The following is a 14059-nucleotide window of genomic DNA, read 5'->3' on the forward strand; positions in this document are numbered from 1 at the left end:
GGGTGGCGATGCAACCGTCTACCTCATCTGGTCATATGGCAGACGTACATCCGAATCGCAGCTACGAGCGCGTCCGTCGATGCCGCACGCAAAAATACGAATCGTTATTATCGACAAACCGATAGAACTTGATAAGTCTCATATCGCCTCCCGTTTGACGGTACTAACGTGGCGTGAATGCATACTGTCGTCGTATATATGTCCTTAGTGGTCATTTCCATACCTGAGGTACGGGGATGGCGAAGCGCCTACATCATCGAGGTTCGTCTCCACGGCGGCCGACGACATGATGCGGGCGCTTTCGCATATCAGTTCTTGTTTTTCCTTGGTCTGCCTCCGCCGACTCCACGGCCGGGGCGTGCGGCGTCCCATTCGTCGATGGTTTCGGGGAGCCAGCCGCGTGCGCGTCCTACCGTCACGTCCGCTTCGGGAAGTTTGTACTGGGCTAGAGCGCCTTTGGTGATTCCAAGCTTTTCGGCCACTTCGGTCAAACTGAGATAGTGTCTAGTCACGATGGCCTCCGAAAAGCGAGAGCGTGAGGCAGTCGATTCCCGTTGCGATGGCGAACAGGGCGGTGATCCACGGCGTGGCCTCGGCGATTGCACAGCCGGCTGCTATGAGGGCGAACGCCAGTCCGCCCAGTCCCTGAATTGTGATTTTCATGGTGTTCTGCGAGATGATTGGGGCGGGCCCCGGATGGCTGGAGAATCAGGGACCTCGTTGCTACTTGTGCCTCTTCTTGTCGCGCGTGTGGCGTTCGTCGCGCTTCGAAGACCAGCTTTGCGGTTTCCGCCGTCGAGGCGATGATTACCGCCAGCACCAGCATTGATTCGTTACTCATCTCGCTTCCTCCTTCCTTCCGGTGCTGTCGTCGGTCTTCCCTGCCGGCATATCTATACTAACAGAGTATCGATAGATATGTGAGCCGGGAGCATGCGGCACGCCGGATATTTCAGCGATTCCGGGAAATAGGCCTATGGGCTGGTTGGTTTGCTCCATGCCGAGCTCTACCAATGAGGGAGAGCAACTGCAACCGCAGCCGGTTCCCTGATGCCATGAAACGCGGGCTTATGGCGAACGTGGAAAGAATGGTGAGGGCCGGAGGCCGCGAAACCATCGGCAAGGCCGTAAGGAACGACCCGCACGGCGTCCGTTACGCCAGAATCCCCAACGGACCCACCTGCGGCTTCTGCATCATGCTCGCATCCCGCGGCTACGTGTACCTTTCCGCAGCCGCCGCAGGCGCGGACACCGAATGGCACAACGGCTGCAACTGCGAGGTCTCGGTCAGCTGGGACGGCGGGAAACCGCATATCGAAGGCTGTGACTACGAGGATTTGGAACGGCGTTACCTGGCGTACCGCGGCACGATCGAGGACATGCTGACCGAGAAACGCTACAGGGAAACCTATGTGGACACGTTCATCCCCGAATTCGAGGATGACGAGCCGGTCAGCTTCGACAAGTGGGCGATACGGCAGATCGTCGCCGAAATGGACACTCGTGACCGTCAATGGCTATTCGACGGCAAACCAGTGTCATAACCAGCCGTTGCAGTCTGGTCGAGTGGCTCATTTCAACCCCGGAACAGGACTCATATCGATAAATTCATCAATGATAGGCGTGAATCGTCTAGGGCATGGCCAATATGGAGCAATCATTCACGAAGGATCCCACGCGATCGATTACCTGCTCGGCAAAGACGGTGCCCCGTATTCGGGAACGTATGATGACGTAAGGTATGGGAAGGTTTTGACCGAGGGCGCGGTCAGGCTTCTCGCATCGAAGATGGACGACAGACAGGAAGGCGACTATCTAGACGGACATCAGGAGCTCTTTCTGATTTCTCTGCCGATGTGTATGCTGCGGGCGGCGAACACAGCCTTGCAGTGCATGACATGATTCAAGCCGGGGTCAATGACTACATGGCAGGTCTTGGCGACATGTATAAGATGTATTCTCAGGCAGGACGCGTCTCTGGATATTATGGTTCGGGAAATAGGCCTTATGCTCAGGTTTCGGAGGCCTTCGCCGAAATGCTGACTGCCCAGATCGCCGACGAGGAATCGTGGACATTGATCCAACACTTTTTCCCCAACGCTGCGAACCTGTTTTCCGAAATGATCAAGGATATGCACTGACGATGGATGATAACGACTCGGGAATCGACATCTCATCACTCACCGACAAGCAGTTGGCCGACCTGTACTATGACACGTTTGGAACATGGTATCCCTTCATTCCAGACGCGTTCCCCGTGTTCTTCAAATATGGAGGAATCGACTGTGACCCGCAATTCCGAGATAGAGCAATAACCGCCATCTCAACAAAGACACCATTGCCGGAACTTCCCTTTACGGATGACCCACCGGCACTCTACTGATTTTTTTCTGTTTATGACCACCCGCACGGGTGGTTTTTTATGCCCGAAACGGGCCCTTATCAACCAATTAGGAGGAATCATGGCCGAGGAAGCTGACACCGCCGACCAGTCGCAGGACGTGCAGGAGCCGCACGGCGAAGCCACGCCGACGGATTGGGAGGCCAAGTATCGCGAAGCGGTATCGCATTCGCGTGAATGGGAGAAGCGTGCCAAGGACAACAAGGCGGCCGCCGACGAGCTGCAAACAGCTCAAGGAATCCCAGATGAGCGAACAGCAGAAGGCCGAGGCCAAAGCCAACAGACTTCAAAAGGAGTTCGACCAGCTGAAGGTCGAGAAGCAGACGGGCGAATGGCGTTCAAAGGTTGCCGGGGAGACGGGGCTTCCCCGAGAACCTCATCACCGGTTCCTCGCTGGAGGAGATGCAGGCGAACGCGAAGGCCATCAAGGATTACGTGGAGTAGAAGACCGTCACGCCGGGCATCCCCGCGCCGACGAACGGCACCATCTCGGTCGCATCGACGGGCAATCTGACCGCGATTGTCGACAACGCTGACGAAACACCGTGAATACGCAAGGTCTGGTACATGCTACGTCGCCTAGTTTGACATGGGCATGAACAGGACTCGATCCTTGATTATTGGAGTGGGGCCCTTCTGTTTCTGCGGTACGGTGCTAGCATGCAGGCTTATTGATTCCGGTCAGTGAAAGGAACTACATGAGTGAAACCCTCGAGACTGAACGCCTGTTGCTGCGCCCGTGGAAGGTTGATGACGCAGCCGAAGCGGAGTCATTGTTCAGGTACGCTTCCGATCCTGAAATCGGATTGCTGTGCGGATGGCCGCCGCACAAGAATGCTGAAGGCAGCATGAACGACATCAGGAACATTCTTGCAGTGGAGAATAACTGGGCCATCACCATCAAATACGACGGTAACGAGCCGGTCGGCAGTATCGCGCTCAAGCCGGTCAGCCACTACACCATTGACCCGGTCGAGGCCGATGATGCACTTGGGGAGCGCTATGGCAAGTATCTCGGTGACAATGCGATGGAGCTTGGCTATTGGATCGGACGCCCGTTCTGGGGCAGGGGCTATATGCCCGAAGCCTTGAACGCCGTGCTCGGATACGCTTTCGATACGTTGCACAAGGACGCCGTGTGGGGCGGACATTACAAAGAGAACACCCAATCCGGCCGTGTGATGGCCAAATGCGGCATGAAGACGGTCTTTGAATCAAGGCACGACTACTTCGGGCTCATTGACGAATACCATGACGACGTCTTCCGCATCATCACCGCCGACAACCGGGAATCGAAACATGAGGCCATCAAGTATGCGAGCGGCCTTGCGCGGAAGATGTCGGAAGAAGCGGAATAAACAGAGCCCTCCGGGTTGTGCACTGTACCTCCGGGTTGCGCATTGTAAGGAGGCATGGAAGGCTGCTGTTGATTTGAATTGTATCGTCGTGCGACCGGACTGTGTTGCTGATCGCCGGTGACGCCCTTGCTGCGGGAATATACTCGACATAGGGTCTTTCTCATATGAGCCGTCGGAATGGAGGCGGGCGTGCCGGAGCTGAGTCGGTTCTTCGGAATCATTATTCGTATGATGTATCAGGACGAGAACGAGCATCACAAGCCGCACGTCCACGTGTACTACGGAGACTTCAAAGCATCCATCGGCATCGATGGCGAACTGTTGGCCGGTTCTCTTCCCGCCAAGCAATACAAACTGGTAGCCGCATGGCTGGTCTTGCATGAGGATGAACTGTACAAGGCGTGGAACGCGGCTGTGTCCGGACGCCCGTTCGATCGTATCAAGCCGCTTTCGTGAGATTCGTAAGGGGAAAGGAGCCCGTCATGTTCGAAGTGAACGGCATCCTGTATGCGGATGAACCTGTTCGGGAGTTGGAGATCCGGTCGGCCCGCGTCACGGATGACCACGTTATGCTGGTGACGTTTTCCACTGGCGAGACGCGGCTGTGTGATTTCACTGAAATGTATGGTGATGTTCCCGCCTTCGCCCCGTTGCGGGATGAGAAGACGTTTGAGAATTTCCATATCGACCACGGAATTCTGACTTGGTGCGACGGTGCTATTGACATTTCTCCCACGTATCTATACGAGCACTCATATGAATACGCCGTTCACGACGAACTGGTTTCGGCTTGATGTCGTATAGCGGCTTCGTCGAGTTCACGTTCGTTTCCAGGTAATGGCTGTCTTAGCCGCATAGGGGCGTGGCCTTGGAACCCCGGATTCCAAGGCCCACGTTTATTTCGGTCATATGGAACTCTTCGGAGCGGGCGAGGACTCGTCCCCTTCGACTTGCCGTACTGAACGGCATTGGAGGCGGTGACGCGATGAGCACAACAATCGCGATGAACAAGGTCCCGATGAGATACTTCTGGGACGGGGATTTCGACAGCTTCGTCGCCGACGACACCGCGCCTGTCGAAACCTCGCTCGACAGCTATGCCGACATGTTCGGCAAGCCATTCTTCCAAATCGGCGCACAAGGCCCATACGTGAATGACGATGAGCTGAAGCGCTGGGTCGACTGGTGCCTTTTCTACGGCAAATCACGTGACGAATACCCGCTCGCCAACCGGGATTAGCCCATAATCGTTTCCCTGTTTATGACTACTCGTACGGGAGTCTTTCCCATACCCGAAACAAAGAAATGCCAACCCATGCGGCTTAATGGACGTGAGATGAAGTCGTCGCCTTGCCGGTTTCCGCGCGCGCCGTCATTGCCGACATCCTATCCACCCACACGTTCGATACGCGAACGCCGCTTGCGCATGTCGGCATGCGTGCCTATCGTGTGACCTGTTGATTACACGTCCAGGCCTGCCCATTGGTAACGCGGGCCCCGATAGCAAAGGACACATCATGGCGCAAAGCTCCATCTCCATAACGGTCAACGGCGAAGCGAAGGAGGTGGAAGCAACCACCACCGGCGTCGAACTGTTCGCGGATGACAAGAACATCATCGCGGTGCGTCTCAACGGCGAACTGCGTGACCTGTACACGCCGCTCACGGACGGTGACACGGTCGAATCCGTCGCGCTCGACTCCGAAGACGGTCTCGGCATCATGCGCCACTCCGCCACGCACGTCATGGCCCAGGCTGTGCAGGAGCTGTTCCCGAACGCCAAGCTCGGCGTCGGCCCGATCATCAAGGACGGCTTCTACTACGACTTCCAGGTCGACCAGCCCTTCACGCCGGACGATCTCAAGAACATCGAGAAGCACATGCAGCGCATCATCAAGTCCGCGCAGTCCTTCCGCCGCCGCGTAACCACCGAGGAGGAGGCGCTCAAGGAGGAGGCCGACCAGCCGTTCAAGATCGAGCTGATCCAGGACAAGGAAGCGCACCTCGATCCGTCCACCGCCACCGAGATCTCCGGCAAGGAGCTCAGCTTCTACGACAACGTCGACCGTGACGGCAACGTGGTGTGGAAGGATCTGTGCCGCGGTCCGCACCTGCCGAACACCCGCTTCATCAAGGCGTTCAAGATCGAACGTTCCGCCGCCGCCTACTGGCGCGGCAGCGAGAAGAACCCGACCATGCAGCGCATCTACGGCACCGCATGGGCCACCAAGGAGGACCTCAAGGCCTACCAGACCCGTCTCGAAGAGGCCGCCAAGCGCGACCACCGCAAGCTCGGCGCCGAGATGGACCTGTTCTCCTTCCCGGAGGAGATCGGACCGGGCCTGGCCGTCTTCCATCCGAAGGGTGCTGCCGTCATCAACGCGATGGAGGACTACTCCCGCGAGATGCACCGCAAGTACCACTACAGCTTCGTGCAGACCCCGCACATCACCAAGGGCGGCCTGTACGAGACCTCCGGCCACCTGCACTGGTACAAGGATTCCATGTACCCGGCGATGCGCCTTGACGAGGAGCGCGACGCCGACGGTAACATCACCAAGCAGGGCTTCGACTACTACCTCAAGCCGATGAACTGCCCGATGCACAACCTCATCTTCAAGTCCCGTCAGCGCTCCTACAAGGAGCTGCCGCTGCGACTGTTCGAGTTCGGCACCGTGTACCGCTACGAGAAGTCCGGCGAGGTCCACGGCCTGACGCGTGTGCGCGGCCTCACGCAGGACGATTCCCACATCTACTGCACCCGCGAGCAGATGAAGGGCGAGCTGACCAATCTGCTGACCTTCGTGCTCAAGGTGCTGCGCGACTTCGGCCTGGACGACTTCTACCTGGAGCTGTCCACCAAGGACGAGCACAAGTACGTCGGCAGCGACGAGATCTGGGAGGAGGCGACCAACACGCTGCGCGAGGTCGCCGAGGACTCCGGCCTGCATCTCGTGGCTGATCCGGGCGGCGCCGCCTTCTACGGCCCGAAGATCTCCGTGCAGGCGCGCGACGCGATCGGACGCACCTGGCAGGTGTCGACCATCCAGCTTGACTTCAACCTGCCCGAGCGCTTCCAGCTCGAGTACATCGCGGCAGACGGCACCCATCAGCGTCCGGTCATGATCCACCGCGCGCTGTTCGGCTCCATCGAGCGCTTCTTCGCCGTGCTGCTCGAGCACTACGCGGGCGCGTTCCCGGTGTGGCTCGCCCCCGTGCAGGTGCTCGGCATCCCCGTCGCCGACGAGTTCGCCCCGCATCTGGCGGGCTTTGTCAAGAGCCTCGAGGACGAGATGGTCCGCTGCGAGATCGACTACTCGGATGACCGTTTCGGCAAGAAGATCCGCAACGCCTCCAAGTCCAAGACGCCGTTCATCCTCATCGTCGGTGAGGAGGACATGAACAACAACGCGGTGAGCTTCCGCTTCCGCGACGGCAGCCAGCTCAACGGCGTTCCGGTCGACGAGGCGCGCGCGAAGATCCTCGAGGTCATCAAGAAGCGTGTCCAGGTCAACTCCGTCGACGACTTCAAGGCCGCGACCGAAGCGTGAGACACGGTCCCGTGATGTGATTCCCGGGCCTTCGACGGCGCCGCGGGACGCGCCCCGGGCGGTCCACCGGCCGACAACATGCGCCGATCGGCGCATGTTGTCGGCGAACCGCCCTAAAATCGTCTCGTTTGTCAGTTATCCGTTACCTATAACCTGCTAGGAGCATTATGTCAGGTCATTCCAAGTGGGCGACCACCAAGCACAAGAAGGCCGCCATCGACGCCAAGCGCGGCAAGCTCTTCGCCAAGCTCATCAAGAACATCGAGATCGCGGCCCGCATGGGAGGCGGCGACCCCGACGGCAACCCGTCGCTGTACGACGCTATCTACAAGGCCAAGAAGGCCTCGATGCCGGCCGACAACATCAAGCGCGCCGTCAAGCGCGGCTCCGGTGAGGAAGCCGGCGGCGCCAACTACGAGGACATCGTCTACGAGGGCTACGCCCCCGCCGGCGTGGGCCTCATCATCGAGTGCCTGACCGACAACCGCAACCGTGCCGCCGCCGACGTGCGTTCCACGCTGACCAAGGGCAACGGCTCCCTCGCCACCACCGGTTCCGTGTCCTTCAACTTCGAGCGCAAGGGCCAGATCGAGGTTCCGTCCGAGGGCGTGGACTACGACAAGCTGTTCGAGGTCGCCGCCGAGGCCGGTGCCGAGGACGTCCAGGACAACGGCGACGTGTACGCCGTCATGACCGACCCGTCCGACGTGCACACCGTGCGTCAGGCTTTGGTCGACGCCGGGTTCGAATACGATTCCGCCGATCTGGTCATGGCTCCGAAGAACGAGGTCGAGCTCACCCTCGAGGACGCCCGCAAGGTCTCCAAGCTCATCGACAACCTCGATGACCTGGACGACGTCCAGAACATCTACTCCAACTGGACCGCCTCCGACGAGGTCATGGCCCAGCTCGACGAGGAGTAAATCCCCGTGATCATCCTAGGCGTCGACCCCGGGCTCACGCGCTGCGGGGTCGGCGTGATCGAAGCCGGCGTCCACCGCCGGCTTTCGTTTATCCACGTGGACGTCGTGCGCTCCTCTCCGGATGTCTCGCAGGATCTGCGACTGCTCGCCATCTACAACGGGCTCGTCGCGAAGATCGAGACGTACGCGCCGGACGCCGTATCCATCGAACGCGTGTTCGCCCAATCCAACCGCAACACCGTCCTCGGCACCGCGCAGGCCGCGGGGCTCGCCATGCTCGCCGCGGCGCAACGCAACATCCCCGTCGCGCTGCACACGCCCACCGAGGCGAAACTCGCCATCACCGGCAACGGACAGGCGCAGAAGATCCAGGTCGAACGCATGGTGACGCGCATCCTGAACCTCAACCGGATGCCCACCCCGGCTGACGCCGCCGACGCGCTGGCGTTGGCCATCTGCCATGCCTTGAGACCCGCCGGCGCCCTGCAGGGCGGCGAACGCGAGGAGCATCTCACCGCGGCGCAGCGCCAGTGGGCGGAGGCCTCCAAGAAAGCCACGAAGCGTCGCTTCAACGCCGACCGCGGCATGTGACCGCCTGGCGATGGTGTACACTGTCGAACAGTTGTTCGAAGGAGTTTGCCGTGATCGGTTCGTTGAAAGGTGTCGTCGGTGCCGTGGACGCCGCGGCCGCGTTGATCGAGGTCGGGGGAGTCGGGTACGAGGTTCGCATGCCGTCCGCGGACCTGTCGCGTCTGCATGGCGGGTCGGAAGCGCATGTCTACACGTATCTCAATGTCTCGCAGGATGCCATCACCCTGTACGGTTTCCTCGAACCCGCCGCGAAACGCACGTTCCTGCAGTTGCTCAAGGTCTCCGGCATCGGTCCGAAGGTGGCGTTGTCCCTGCTGTCCACCCTGAACCCGTCGCAGCTCGCCAAAGCCGTATCGGACAACGACGCCGCCGCGCTTGCGAAGGCGCCGGGACTCGGCAGGAAAGGCGCGCAGAAGATCATCCTCGAGCTGAAGGGCTCCATTGATTTGGAATCCTTGGAGGAGTCTGGTGCCGCCGTCACCACAGCTCAGCCTGAAGATAAAGGGGCGTTGCAGGTGGTCGAGGGACTCATGTCGTTGGGATGGCGTCAGCAGGACGCCGAACAGGCCGTGCATGCCGCATGCGAGGCGAACGGCATCGCCACGCCGGTATCCGCCGAGAACGTGCCGATTGTGCTGAAACTGGCCCTGGCGTCGCTGGACCGCGGCGTCTGATGCCGGATATGAGGACGAATACCCACCATGGAACGGAGGTGAACGGATGAACGAACCCTACATCAGCGGCACCGTCGAGACGGGCAATGAGAACATCGGCGCCAATGAGGAGTCGTTGCGCATGGTCTCCTCGCAGCCGGTCGGCAACGAGCCGGTGAGCGATGAGGAGCTGCGTCCCCATGTGCTCGACGGGTTCATAGGGCAGCCGAGGCTCAAGGCGCAGCTGCAGCTGTTCCTAGACGCCGCGCGCAAACGCGAGGTCCCCCCGGACCACATTCTGCTCGCAGGACCTCCGGGCCTCGGCAAGACCACGTTGGCGATGATCGTCGCCAACGAGCTGGGCGTGCCGATTCGCATCACCTCGGGGCCGGCCATCCAGCATGCCGGCGACCTCGCCTCGATTCTCAGCTCCCTGGACGCAGGGGAGGTGCTGTTCGTCGACGAGGTGCATCGTCTACCGCGTGCCGCCGAAGAGCTCTTGTACATCGCCATGGAGGATTTCCGTGTGGATGTGATGGTGGGCAAGGGGCCTGGCGCCTCCTCCATTCCGCTCACTTTGCCGCGATTCACCATGATCGGCGCCACCACCCGTGAGGGCATGCTGCCGTCCCCGCTGCGGGCGAGGTTCGGCTTCACCGCGCACCTCGACTTCTATCCGGTCGAAGAGCTCGAGAAGCTCGTGGAACGATCCTCGGGCGTGCTCGGCGTGGCCCTCGATGAAGGGGCCGCCCACCAGCTCGCGCTCCGCTCCCGTGGTACGCCCCGCATTGCGAACCGTCTGCTGCGTCGTGTGCGGGACTGGGCCATCGTCCATGACCTCGAGCATGTCGGACCGCAGGACGTGAAGGACGCGCTGGCGTTGTACCAGATCGACGCGGAAGGCCTCGACCGGCTCGACATCGCGGTGCTCAATGCGATCGTGAGGAACTTCAACGGCGGTCCGGTGGGTCTCAACACTCTCGCCGCGATGGTCGGCGAGGAATCGGAAACCGTGGAGACCGTGTGCGAACCGTATCTCGTGCGCGAGGGGTTCCTCATCCGCACGCCAAAGGGACGTGTGGCCACGGACAAGGCGTGGCGCCATCTCGGCATACGGCCTGAGCCGGATGATGTCAGCAAGCTTTTCTAAACTTACTGTTTTGGACTACTAGTCGAATCCGATCGGAAGGAATCCCCAGCTTATGGATATCGTGTTTATCGCCTTGCTCGTCGTCGTCATGGGCGGCATGATGTGGTGGCAGTCGAAGAAGTCCAAGGAACAGCAGAAGAAGGTCAAGGACTTCCGCGCCAACCTGAAGCCGGGCACTGAGGTGATCACCATCGGGCAGATCATCGGCAAGGTCGTCTCCGTCGACGAGCAGTACGAGGAGATCGTCATCGATTCCGAGGGCAGCCTGCTGCGTTTCGGCTTCAACGGCATCTCCCGCGAATACGTGCGTCCCGCCTACGTCTCCGATGACGAGGTGGACGAGAACGGCAACCCGCTGCCCAAGGACGAGGACGCCGACAAGGATCAGGCGCAGGTTCCGGTCGAAAGCGCGGTCACGGCTGCGGCCGCCGGCACGGCCATCGCCGAGACGGACGCCGAGTAACAATCCATACGAACACCGTGCGGGGAATGATCGCGGGTCTCGTTCCGAGCCGCTCGCCCGCACGGTGACACCAATCGGGCGTCGGTCGCGGCCGCGCCTCAAATACGTACACGTATAAACCAGTCGAACCGACAGGCGGTACAAGATGACACAGTCCGATATCACCATCGAAGACCTCGGCAAGGTCGGTCAGGCAGACGCCGAGTACCTGGTCTCGCTGATCAGAACGATTCCGGGATTCCCCAAGGAGGGAATCAAGTTCCGTGACTTCATGCCCGTGCTCGCCGACGCCAAGGCGTTGGGTATCCTCATGAAGGCGTTGGAGAAGACGTTGCCGGTGCCCGTCGACTCCTTCGACGTGGTCGCCGGTCTGGAGGCCCGGGGCTTCCTCTTCGGCCCCGCACTCGCCGCGCACCTCGGCAAGGGTTTCATCGCCATTCGCAAGGCCGGCAAGTTGCCGCCCGAAACCATCGGAGAGGAATACGACCTCGAATACGGCACCGAAAAAGTGGAGATCGAATCCGACTGCGTGCAGGGCGGCAAGCGTGTGCTCATCGTCGACGATCTCATCGCCACGGGAGGCACGGCCAAGGCCGGTGCGGACCTCATCGAGAAGGCCGGCGGCAAGGTCGTCGGATTCAGCTTCGTCATGGGCCTCACCGGACTGGACGGTCTCGCCAAGCTCGGCGACGTCCCCACCAGCACGCTCATCTCCATGCCTGCCTGAGTCGAACCGGCCAGACACACATCGGTACAACAATCCAACACAACGGATAAAAGCTATGGACCTTTACGAATACCAGGCACGAGAGCTTCTCGAGGAGCAGGGCATCCCCACCCCGAAGGCCATCTACGCGCAGAACTCCCATGAAGTGGCCGAAGCGGCCGAACAGCTCGGATACCCGTGCGTCGTCAAGGCGCAGGTCAAGATCGGGCACCGCGGTCAGGCCGGCGGCGTGAAGCTCGCCAAGACCCGCGACGAGGCCATCCTCGCCTCCGAGGCCATCCTGCCGATGACCATCCACAAGCATAAGGTCAACGGCGTGCTCGTGGCCGAAGGCAAGAACATCCTTCACGAGTACTACGTCTCCATCTCCGTGGACCGCACGTCCCGTGACTACGATGTGCTCGCCACCGCCAACGGCGGCACCGAGGTCGAAGAGATCGCCAAGGAGCATCCCGAATCGGTGAAGCGTCTGCACATCGAGGCCCTCGATGACTTCGATCTCGAGGCGGCGACCAAGATGGCGGAAAGCATTGGGTTTTACCATGCTGACGTCGATCAGGCCGCCCAGATTCTGCTCAAGATGTGGAAGTGCTTCAAGGAGAACGACGCCACGCTCGTCGAGATCAATCCGCTCGCCAAGATCGGCGATCCGGACGACGAATCCTCGAAGAGCCTGTGCGCGCTCGACGCGAAGATCTCCCTCGATGACAACGCCGCGTTCCGCCATGACGGCTGGAAGCGTTTCGCCGATCCACTGGCCAATGACGAATTCGAACGGCGCGCCAAGGACCATGGCCTGCACTACGTCCATCTCAAGGGCCAGGTCGGTGTCATCGGCAACGGTGCCGGCCTCGTCATGAGCTCCCTCGATGCAGTGTCCGGAGCCGGCGAGGAACAGGGCACCGGCGTCAAGCCCGCCAACTTCCTCGACATCGGCGGCGGTGCTTCGGCCGAGGTCATGGCCGCCAGCCTCGAAATCGTGCTGTCCGACCCGCAGGTCGAATCGGTGTTCATCAACGTGTATGGCGGCATCACCTCCTGCGAGCAGGTCGCCAAGGGCATCCTCGAAGCGGTCGAAACGCTGGGCGGCACCAAGCCGATCGTCGTGCGCTTCGACGGCAACGCGGCGGCCGAGGGTCTCGCCATCCTCGCCGAATCGAACACCCCGAACGTCCACGTCGCCGAAACCATGGAAGAGGCGGCGAGCGAAGCAGCACGCATCGCTGCGGACGCCCAGAAGACCAAGGAGACCAACTGATGGTGCTGTTCATCGAAGACGACGCCCCCGTTATCGTACAGGGCATGACCGGCCATCAGGGCATGACCCACACGGCGCGCATGCTCAAAGCCGGCACCAACATCGTCGGCGGTGTCAATGCCCGCAAGGCCGGCCTTGAGGTCACCTTCCCCAAGGCGAGGAACGGCGAGGACACCACGGTCCATGTGTATGGCTCCTGCGCCGAGGCGCGTCAGGCGACCGGTGCGGAAGCGTCCGTCGTGTTCGTCCCGCCGCGGTTCGCCAAGGATGCGGTGGTCGAGGCGATCGAAGCCGGCATCAAGCTCATCGTCGTCATCACCGAAGGCATCCCGGTCGCCGATTCCGCCTACTTCGTGGAACTCGCGCTGCGTCATGGGGTACGCATCGTCGGGCCGAACTGTCCGGGCCTCATGACCCTCGCCTCGTCCGAGAAGACGCACGGCGTCAATCTCGGCATCATCCCCGACGGCATCGTGGGACGTGGCCCGCTCGGTCTCGTCTCCAAGTCGGGCACGCTCACCTACCAGCTGATGGGGGAGCTCTCCGACATCGGCTTCACCGCGTGCCTCGGCGCGGGTGGGGATCCGATCGTCGGCACGACGCTGCTCGAGGCGCTGCAGGCGTTCGAAGAGGATCCGAACACGAAGGCCGTCATGATGATCGGCGAGATTGGCGGCAACGCCGAACAGGACGCCGCCCAGTGGGCCGCCGAACATATGACCAAGCCCGTCGTCGCCTACATCGCCGGTTTCACCGCCCCCGAAGGCAAGCAAATGGGTCATGCCGGCGCCATCGTCTCCGGTGGCAAAGGCACCGCGAAGGACAAGAAGGAAGCCCTCGAAGCCGTCGGCATCCGTGTCGGACGCACTCCCGGTCAGGCGGCCGACATCATGCGTGAGGTGCTCGCAGGTCTCGGCCAGTGAACCCAGTGAACTCAGGACGACTTCTCTCCCTATTCCGCGGCGTCTTGGCGGCATTGGCCGC

The 14059-nt window shown here is 60.9% G+C and carries 19 protein-coding genes; 17 read left to right on the forward strand and 2 right to left on the reverse strand.

Translation table 11 applies throughout. The features are described from left to right. Positions 1-308: 308 nt before the first annotated feature. Positions 309-512 (reverse strand): hypothetical protein, encoded by a 204-nt coding sequence (locus JS531_RS10985; protein ID WP_338024086.1) that lies wholly within the window; start codon positions 510-512, stop codon positions 309-311. Further along, a complete protein-coding gene (locus tag JS531_RS04125; RefSeq protein WP_214313081.1) occupies positions 505-663 on the reverse strand; it encodes a hypothetical protein in 159 nt (52 codons plus the stop codon). The genes JS531_RS10985 and JS531_RS04125 overlap by 8 nt, the downstream gene beginning before the upstream one ends. 407 nt (positions 664-1070) lie before the next feature. On the opposite strand from JS531_RS04125, the gene JS531_RS04130 reads away from it, so the two are divergent. From JS531_RS04130 to sucD, 17 genes are all read left to right on the forward strand, one after another. Beyond that, positions 1071-1544, forward strand: coding sequence for a hypothetical protein (locus JS531_RS04130; RefSeq protein WP_214313083.1), 474 nt, complete (start codon positions 1071-1073; stop codon positions 1542-1544). 381 nt (positions 1545-1925) lie between these two features. Continuing rightward, positions 1926-2141 (forward strand): hypothetical protein, encoded by a 216-nt coding sequence (locus JS531_RS04135; RefSeq protein ID WP_214313085.1) that lies wholly within the window; start codon positions 1926-1928, stop codon positions 2139-2141. Between the two features lie 2 nt (positions 2142-2143). Further along, entirely contained in the window at positions 2144-2383 is a 240-nt protein-coding gene (locus JS531_RS04140; protein ID WP_214313087.1) for a hypothetical protein, read from the forward strand. A gap of 263 nt (positions 2384-2646) precedes the next feature. Next, positions 2647-2937, forward strand: coding sequence for a hypothetical protein (locus JS531_RS04145; RefSeq protein WP_214313089.1), 291 nt, complete (start codon positions 2647-2649; stop codon positions 2935-2937). A gap of 162 nt (positions 2938-3099) precedes the next feature. Next, entirely contained in the window at positions 3100-3759 is a 660-nt protein-coding gene (locus JS531_RS04150; RefSeq protein WP_214313097.1) for a GNAT family N-acetyltransferase, read from the forward strand. A 189-nt stretch (positions 3760-3948) separates the two neighbouring features. Further along, a complete protein-coding gene (locus JS531_RS04155; protein ID WP_214313111.1) occupies positions 3949-4215 on the forward strand; it encodes a DUF4160 domain-containing protein in 267 nt (88 codons plus the stop codon). Between the two features lie 26 nt (positions 4216-4241). Then, on the forward strand, positions 4242-4553 hold the full coding sequence (locus JS531_RS04160; protein WP_214313113.1) for a DUF2442 domain-containing protein: 312 nt from the start codon (positions 4242-4244) through the stop codon (positions 4551-4553). 191 nt (positions 4554-4744) lie between these two features. Continuing rightward, on the forward strand, positions 4745-4999 hold the full coding sequence (locus tag JS531_RS04165; RefSeq protein ID WP_214313115.1) for a hypothetical protein: 255 nt from the start codon (positions 4745-4747) through the stop codon (positions 4997-4999). A gap of 277 nt (positions 5000-5276) precedes the next feature. Continuing rightward, complete coding sequence (gene thrS / locus JS531_RS04170) at positions 5277-7310, forward strand: threonine--tRNA ligase (RefSeq protein ID WP_214313117.1); 2034 nt, start codon at positions 5277-5279, stop codon at positions 7308-7310. A gap of 167 nt (positions 7311-7477) precedes the next feature. After that, positions 7478-8233 carry a YebC/PmpR family DNA-binding transcriptional regulator gene (locus tag JS531_RS04175; RefSeq protein WP_214313119.1) on the forward strand — a complete coding sequence of 252 codons (756 nt, stop codon included), beginning with the start codon at positions 7478-7480 and terminating at the stop codon, positions 8231-8233. 6 nt (positions 8234-8239) lie between these two features. Continuing rightward, on the forward strand, positions 8240-8824 hold the full coding sequence (gene ruvC, locus JS531_RS04180) for a crossover junction endodeoxyribonuclease RuvC (RefSeq protein ID WP_214313121.1): 585 nt from the start codon (positions 8240-8242) through the stop codon (positions 8822-8824). Between the two features lie 50 nt (positions 8825-8874). Beyond that, positions 8875-9498, forward strand: a complete 624-nt coding sequence (gene ruvA / locus JS531_RS04185; RefSeq protein WP_214313123.1) for a Holliday junction branch migration protein RuvA — start codon at positions 8875-8877, stop codon at positions 9496-9498. Between the two features lie 46 nt (positions 9499-9544). Beyond that, a complete protein-coding gene (ruvB, locus tag JS531_RS04190) occupies positions 9545-10627 on the forward strand; it encodes a Holliday junction branch migration DNA helicase RuvB (protein ID WP_214313151.1) in 1083 nt (360 codons plus the stop codon). Between the two features lie 52 nt (positions 10628-10679). Further along, positions 10680-11090 (forward strand): preprotein translocase subunit YajC, encoded by a 411-nt coding sequence (locus tag JS531_RS04195; protein ID WP_214313153.1) that lies wholly within the window; start codon positions 10680-10682, stop codon positions 11088-11090. Positions 11091-11235: 145 nt separating this feature from the next. Then, a complete protein-coding gene (locus JS531_RS04200; protein ID WP_214313155.1) occupies positions 11236-11817 on the forward strand; it encodes an adenine phosphoribosyltransferase in 582 nt (193 codons plus the stop codon). Between the two features lie 55 nt (positions 11818-11872). After that, positions 11873-13075, forward strand: a complete 1203-nt coding sequence (gene sucC / locus JS531_RS04205) for an ADP-forming succinate--CoA ligase subunit beta (protein WP_214313156.1) — start codon at positions 11873-11875, stop codon at positions 13073-13075. Next, a complete protein-coding gene (sucD, locus tag JS531_RS04210; protein WP_214313158.1) occupies positions 13075-13998 on the forward strand; it encodes a succinate--CoA ligase subunit alpha in 924 nt (307 codons plus the stop codon). The genes sucC and sucD overlap by 1 nt, the downstream gene beginning before the upstream one ends. The last annotated feature ends 61 nt before the right edge of the window (positions 13999-14059 follow it).

It is taken from the genome of Bifidobacterium sp. CP2 (assembly GCF_018555635.1).
GTDB classification, from domain to species: domain Bacteria; phylum Actinomycetota; class Actinomycetes; order Actinomycetales; family Bifidobacteriaceae; genus Bifidobacterium; species Bifidobacterium saguinibicoloris.

Bases quoted from the DNA above. Each gene is read 5' to 3' on its own strand.
- JS531_RS04195 (WP_214313153.1), top strand. From the start codon at position 10,680: ATGGATATCGTGTTTATCGCCTTGCTCGTCGTCGTCATGGGCGGCATG.
- JS531_RS04125 (WP_214313081.1), bottom strand. From the start codon at position 663: ATGAAAATCACAATTCAGGGACTGGGCGGACTGGCGTTCGCCCTCATA.
- thrS (WP_214313117.1), top strand. From the start codon at position 5,277: ATGGCGCAAAGCTCCATCTCCATAACGGTCAACGGCGAAGCGAAGGAG.
- JS531_RS04135 (WP_214313085.1), top strand. From the start codon at position 1,926: ATGGCAGGTCTTGGCGACATGTATAAGATGTATTCTCAGGCAGGACGC.
- sucC (WP_214313156.1), top strand. From the start codon at position 11,873: ATGGACCTTTACGAATACCAGGCACGAGAGCTTCTCGAGGAGCAGGGC.
- JS531_RS04150 (WP_214313097.1), top strand. From the start codon at position 3,100: ATGAGTGAAACCCTCGAGACTGAACGCCTGTTGCTGCGCCCGTGGAAG.
- sucD (WP_214313158.1), top strand. From the start codon at position 13,075: ATGGTGCTGTTCATCGAAGACGACGCCCCCGTTATCGTACAGGGCATG.
- JS531_RS04130 (WP_214313083.1), top strand. From the start codon at position 1,071: ATGGCGAACGTGGAAAGAATGGTGAGGGCCGGAGGCCGCGAAACCATC.
- JS531_RS04145 (WP_214313089.1), top strand. From the start codon at position 2,647: ATGAGCGAACAGCAGAAGGCCGAGGCCAAAGCCAACAGACTTCAAAAG.
- ruvB (WP_214313151.1), top strand. From the start codon at position 9,545: ATGAACGAACCCTACATCAGCGGCACCGTCGAGACGGGCAATGAGAAC.
- JS531_RS04160 (WP_214313113.1), top strand. From the start codon at position 4,242: ATGTTCGAAGTGAACGGCATCCTGTATGCGGATGAACCTGTTCGGGAG.
- JS531_RS04200 (WP_214313155.1), top strand. From the start codon at position 11,236: ATGACACAGTCCGATATCACCATCGAAGACCTCGGCAAGGTCGGTCAG.
- JS531_RS04175 (WP_214313119.1), top strand. From the start codon at position 7,478: ATGTCAGGTCATTCCAAGTGGGCGACCACCAAGCACAAGAAGGCCGCC.
- JS531_RS04165 (WP_214313115.1), top strand. From the start codon at position 4,745: ATGAGCACAACAATCGCGATGAACAAGGTCCCGATGAGATACTTCTGG.
- JS531_RS04140 (WP_214313087.1), top strand. From the start codon at position 2,144: ATGGATGATAACGACTCGGGAATCGACATCTCATCACTCACCGACAAG.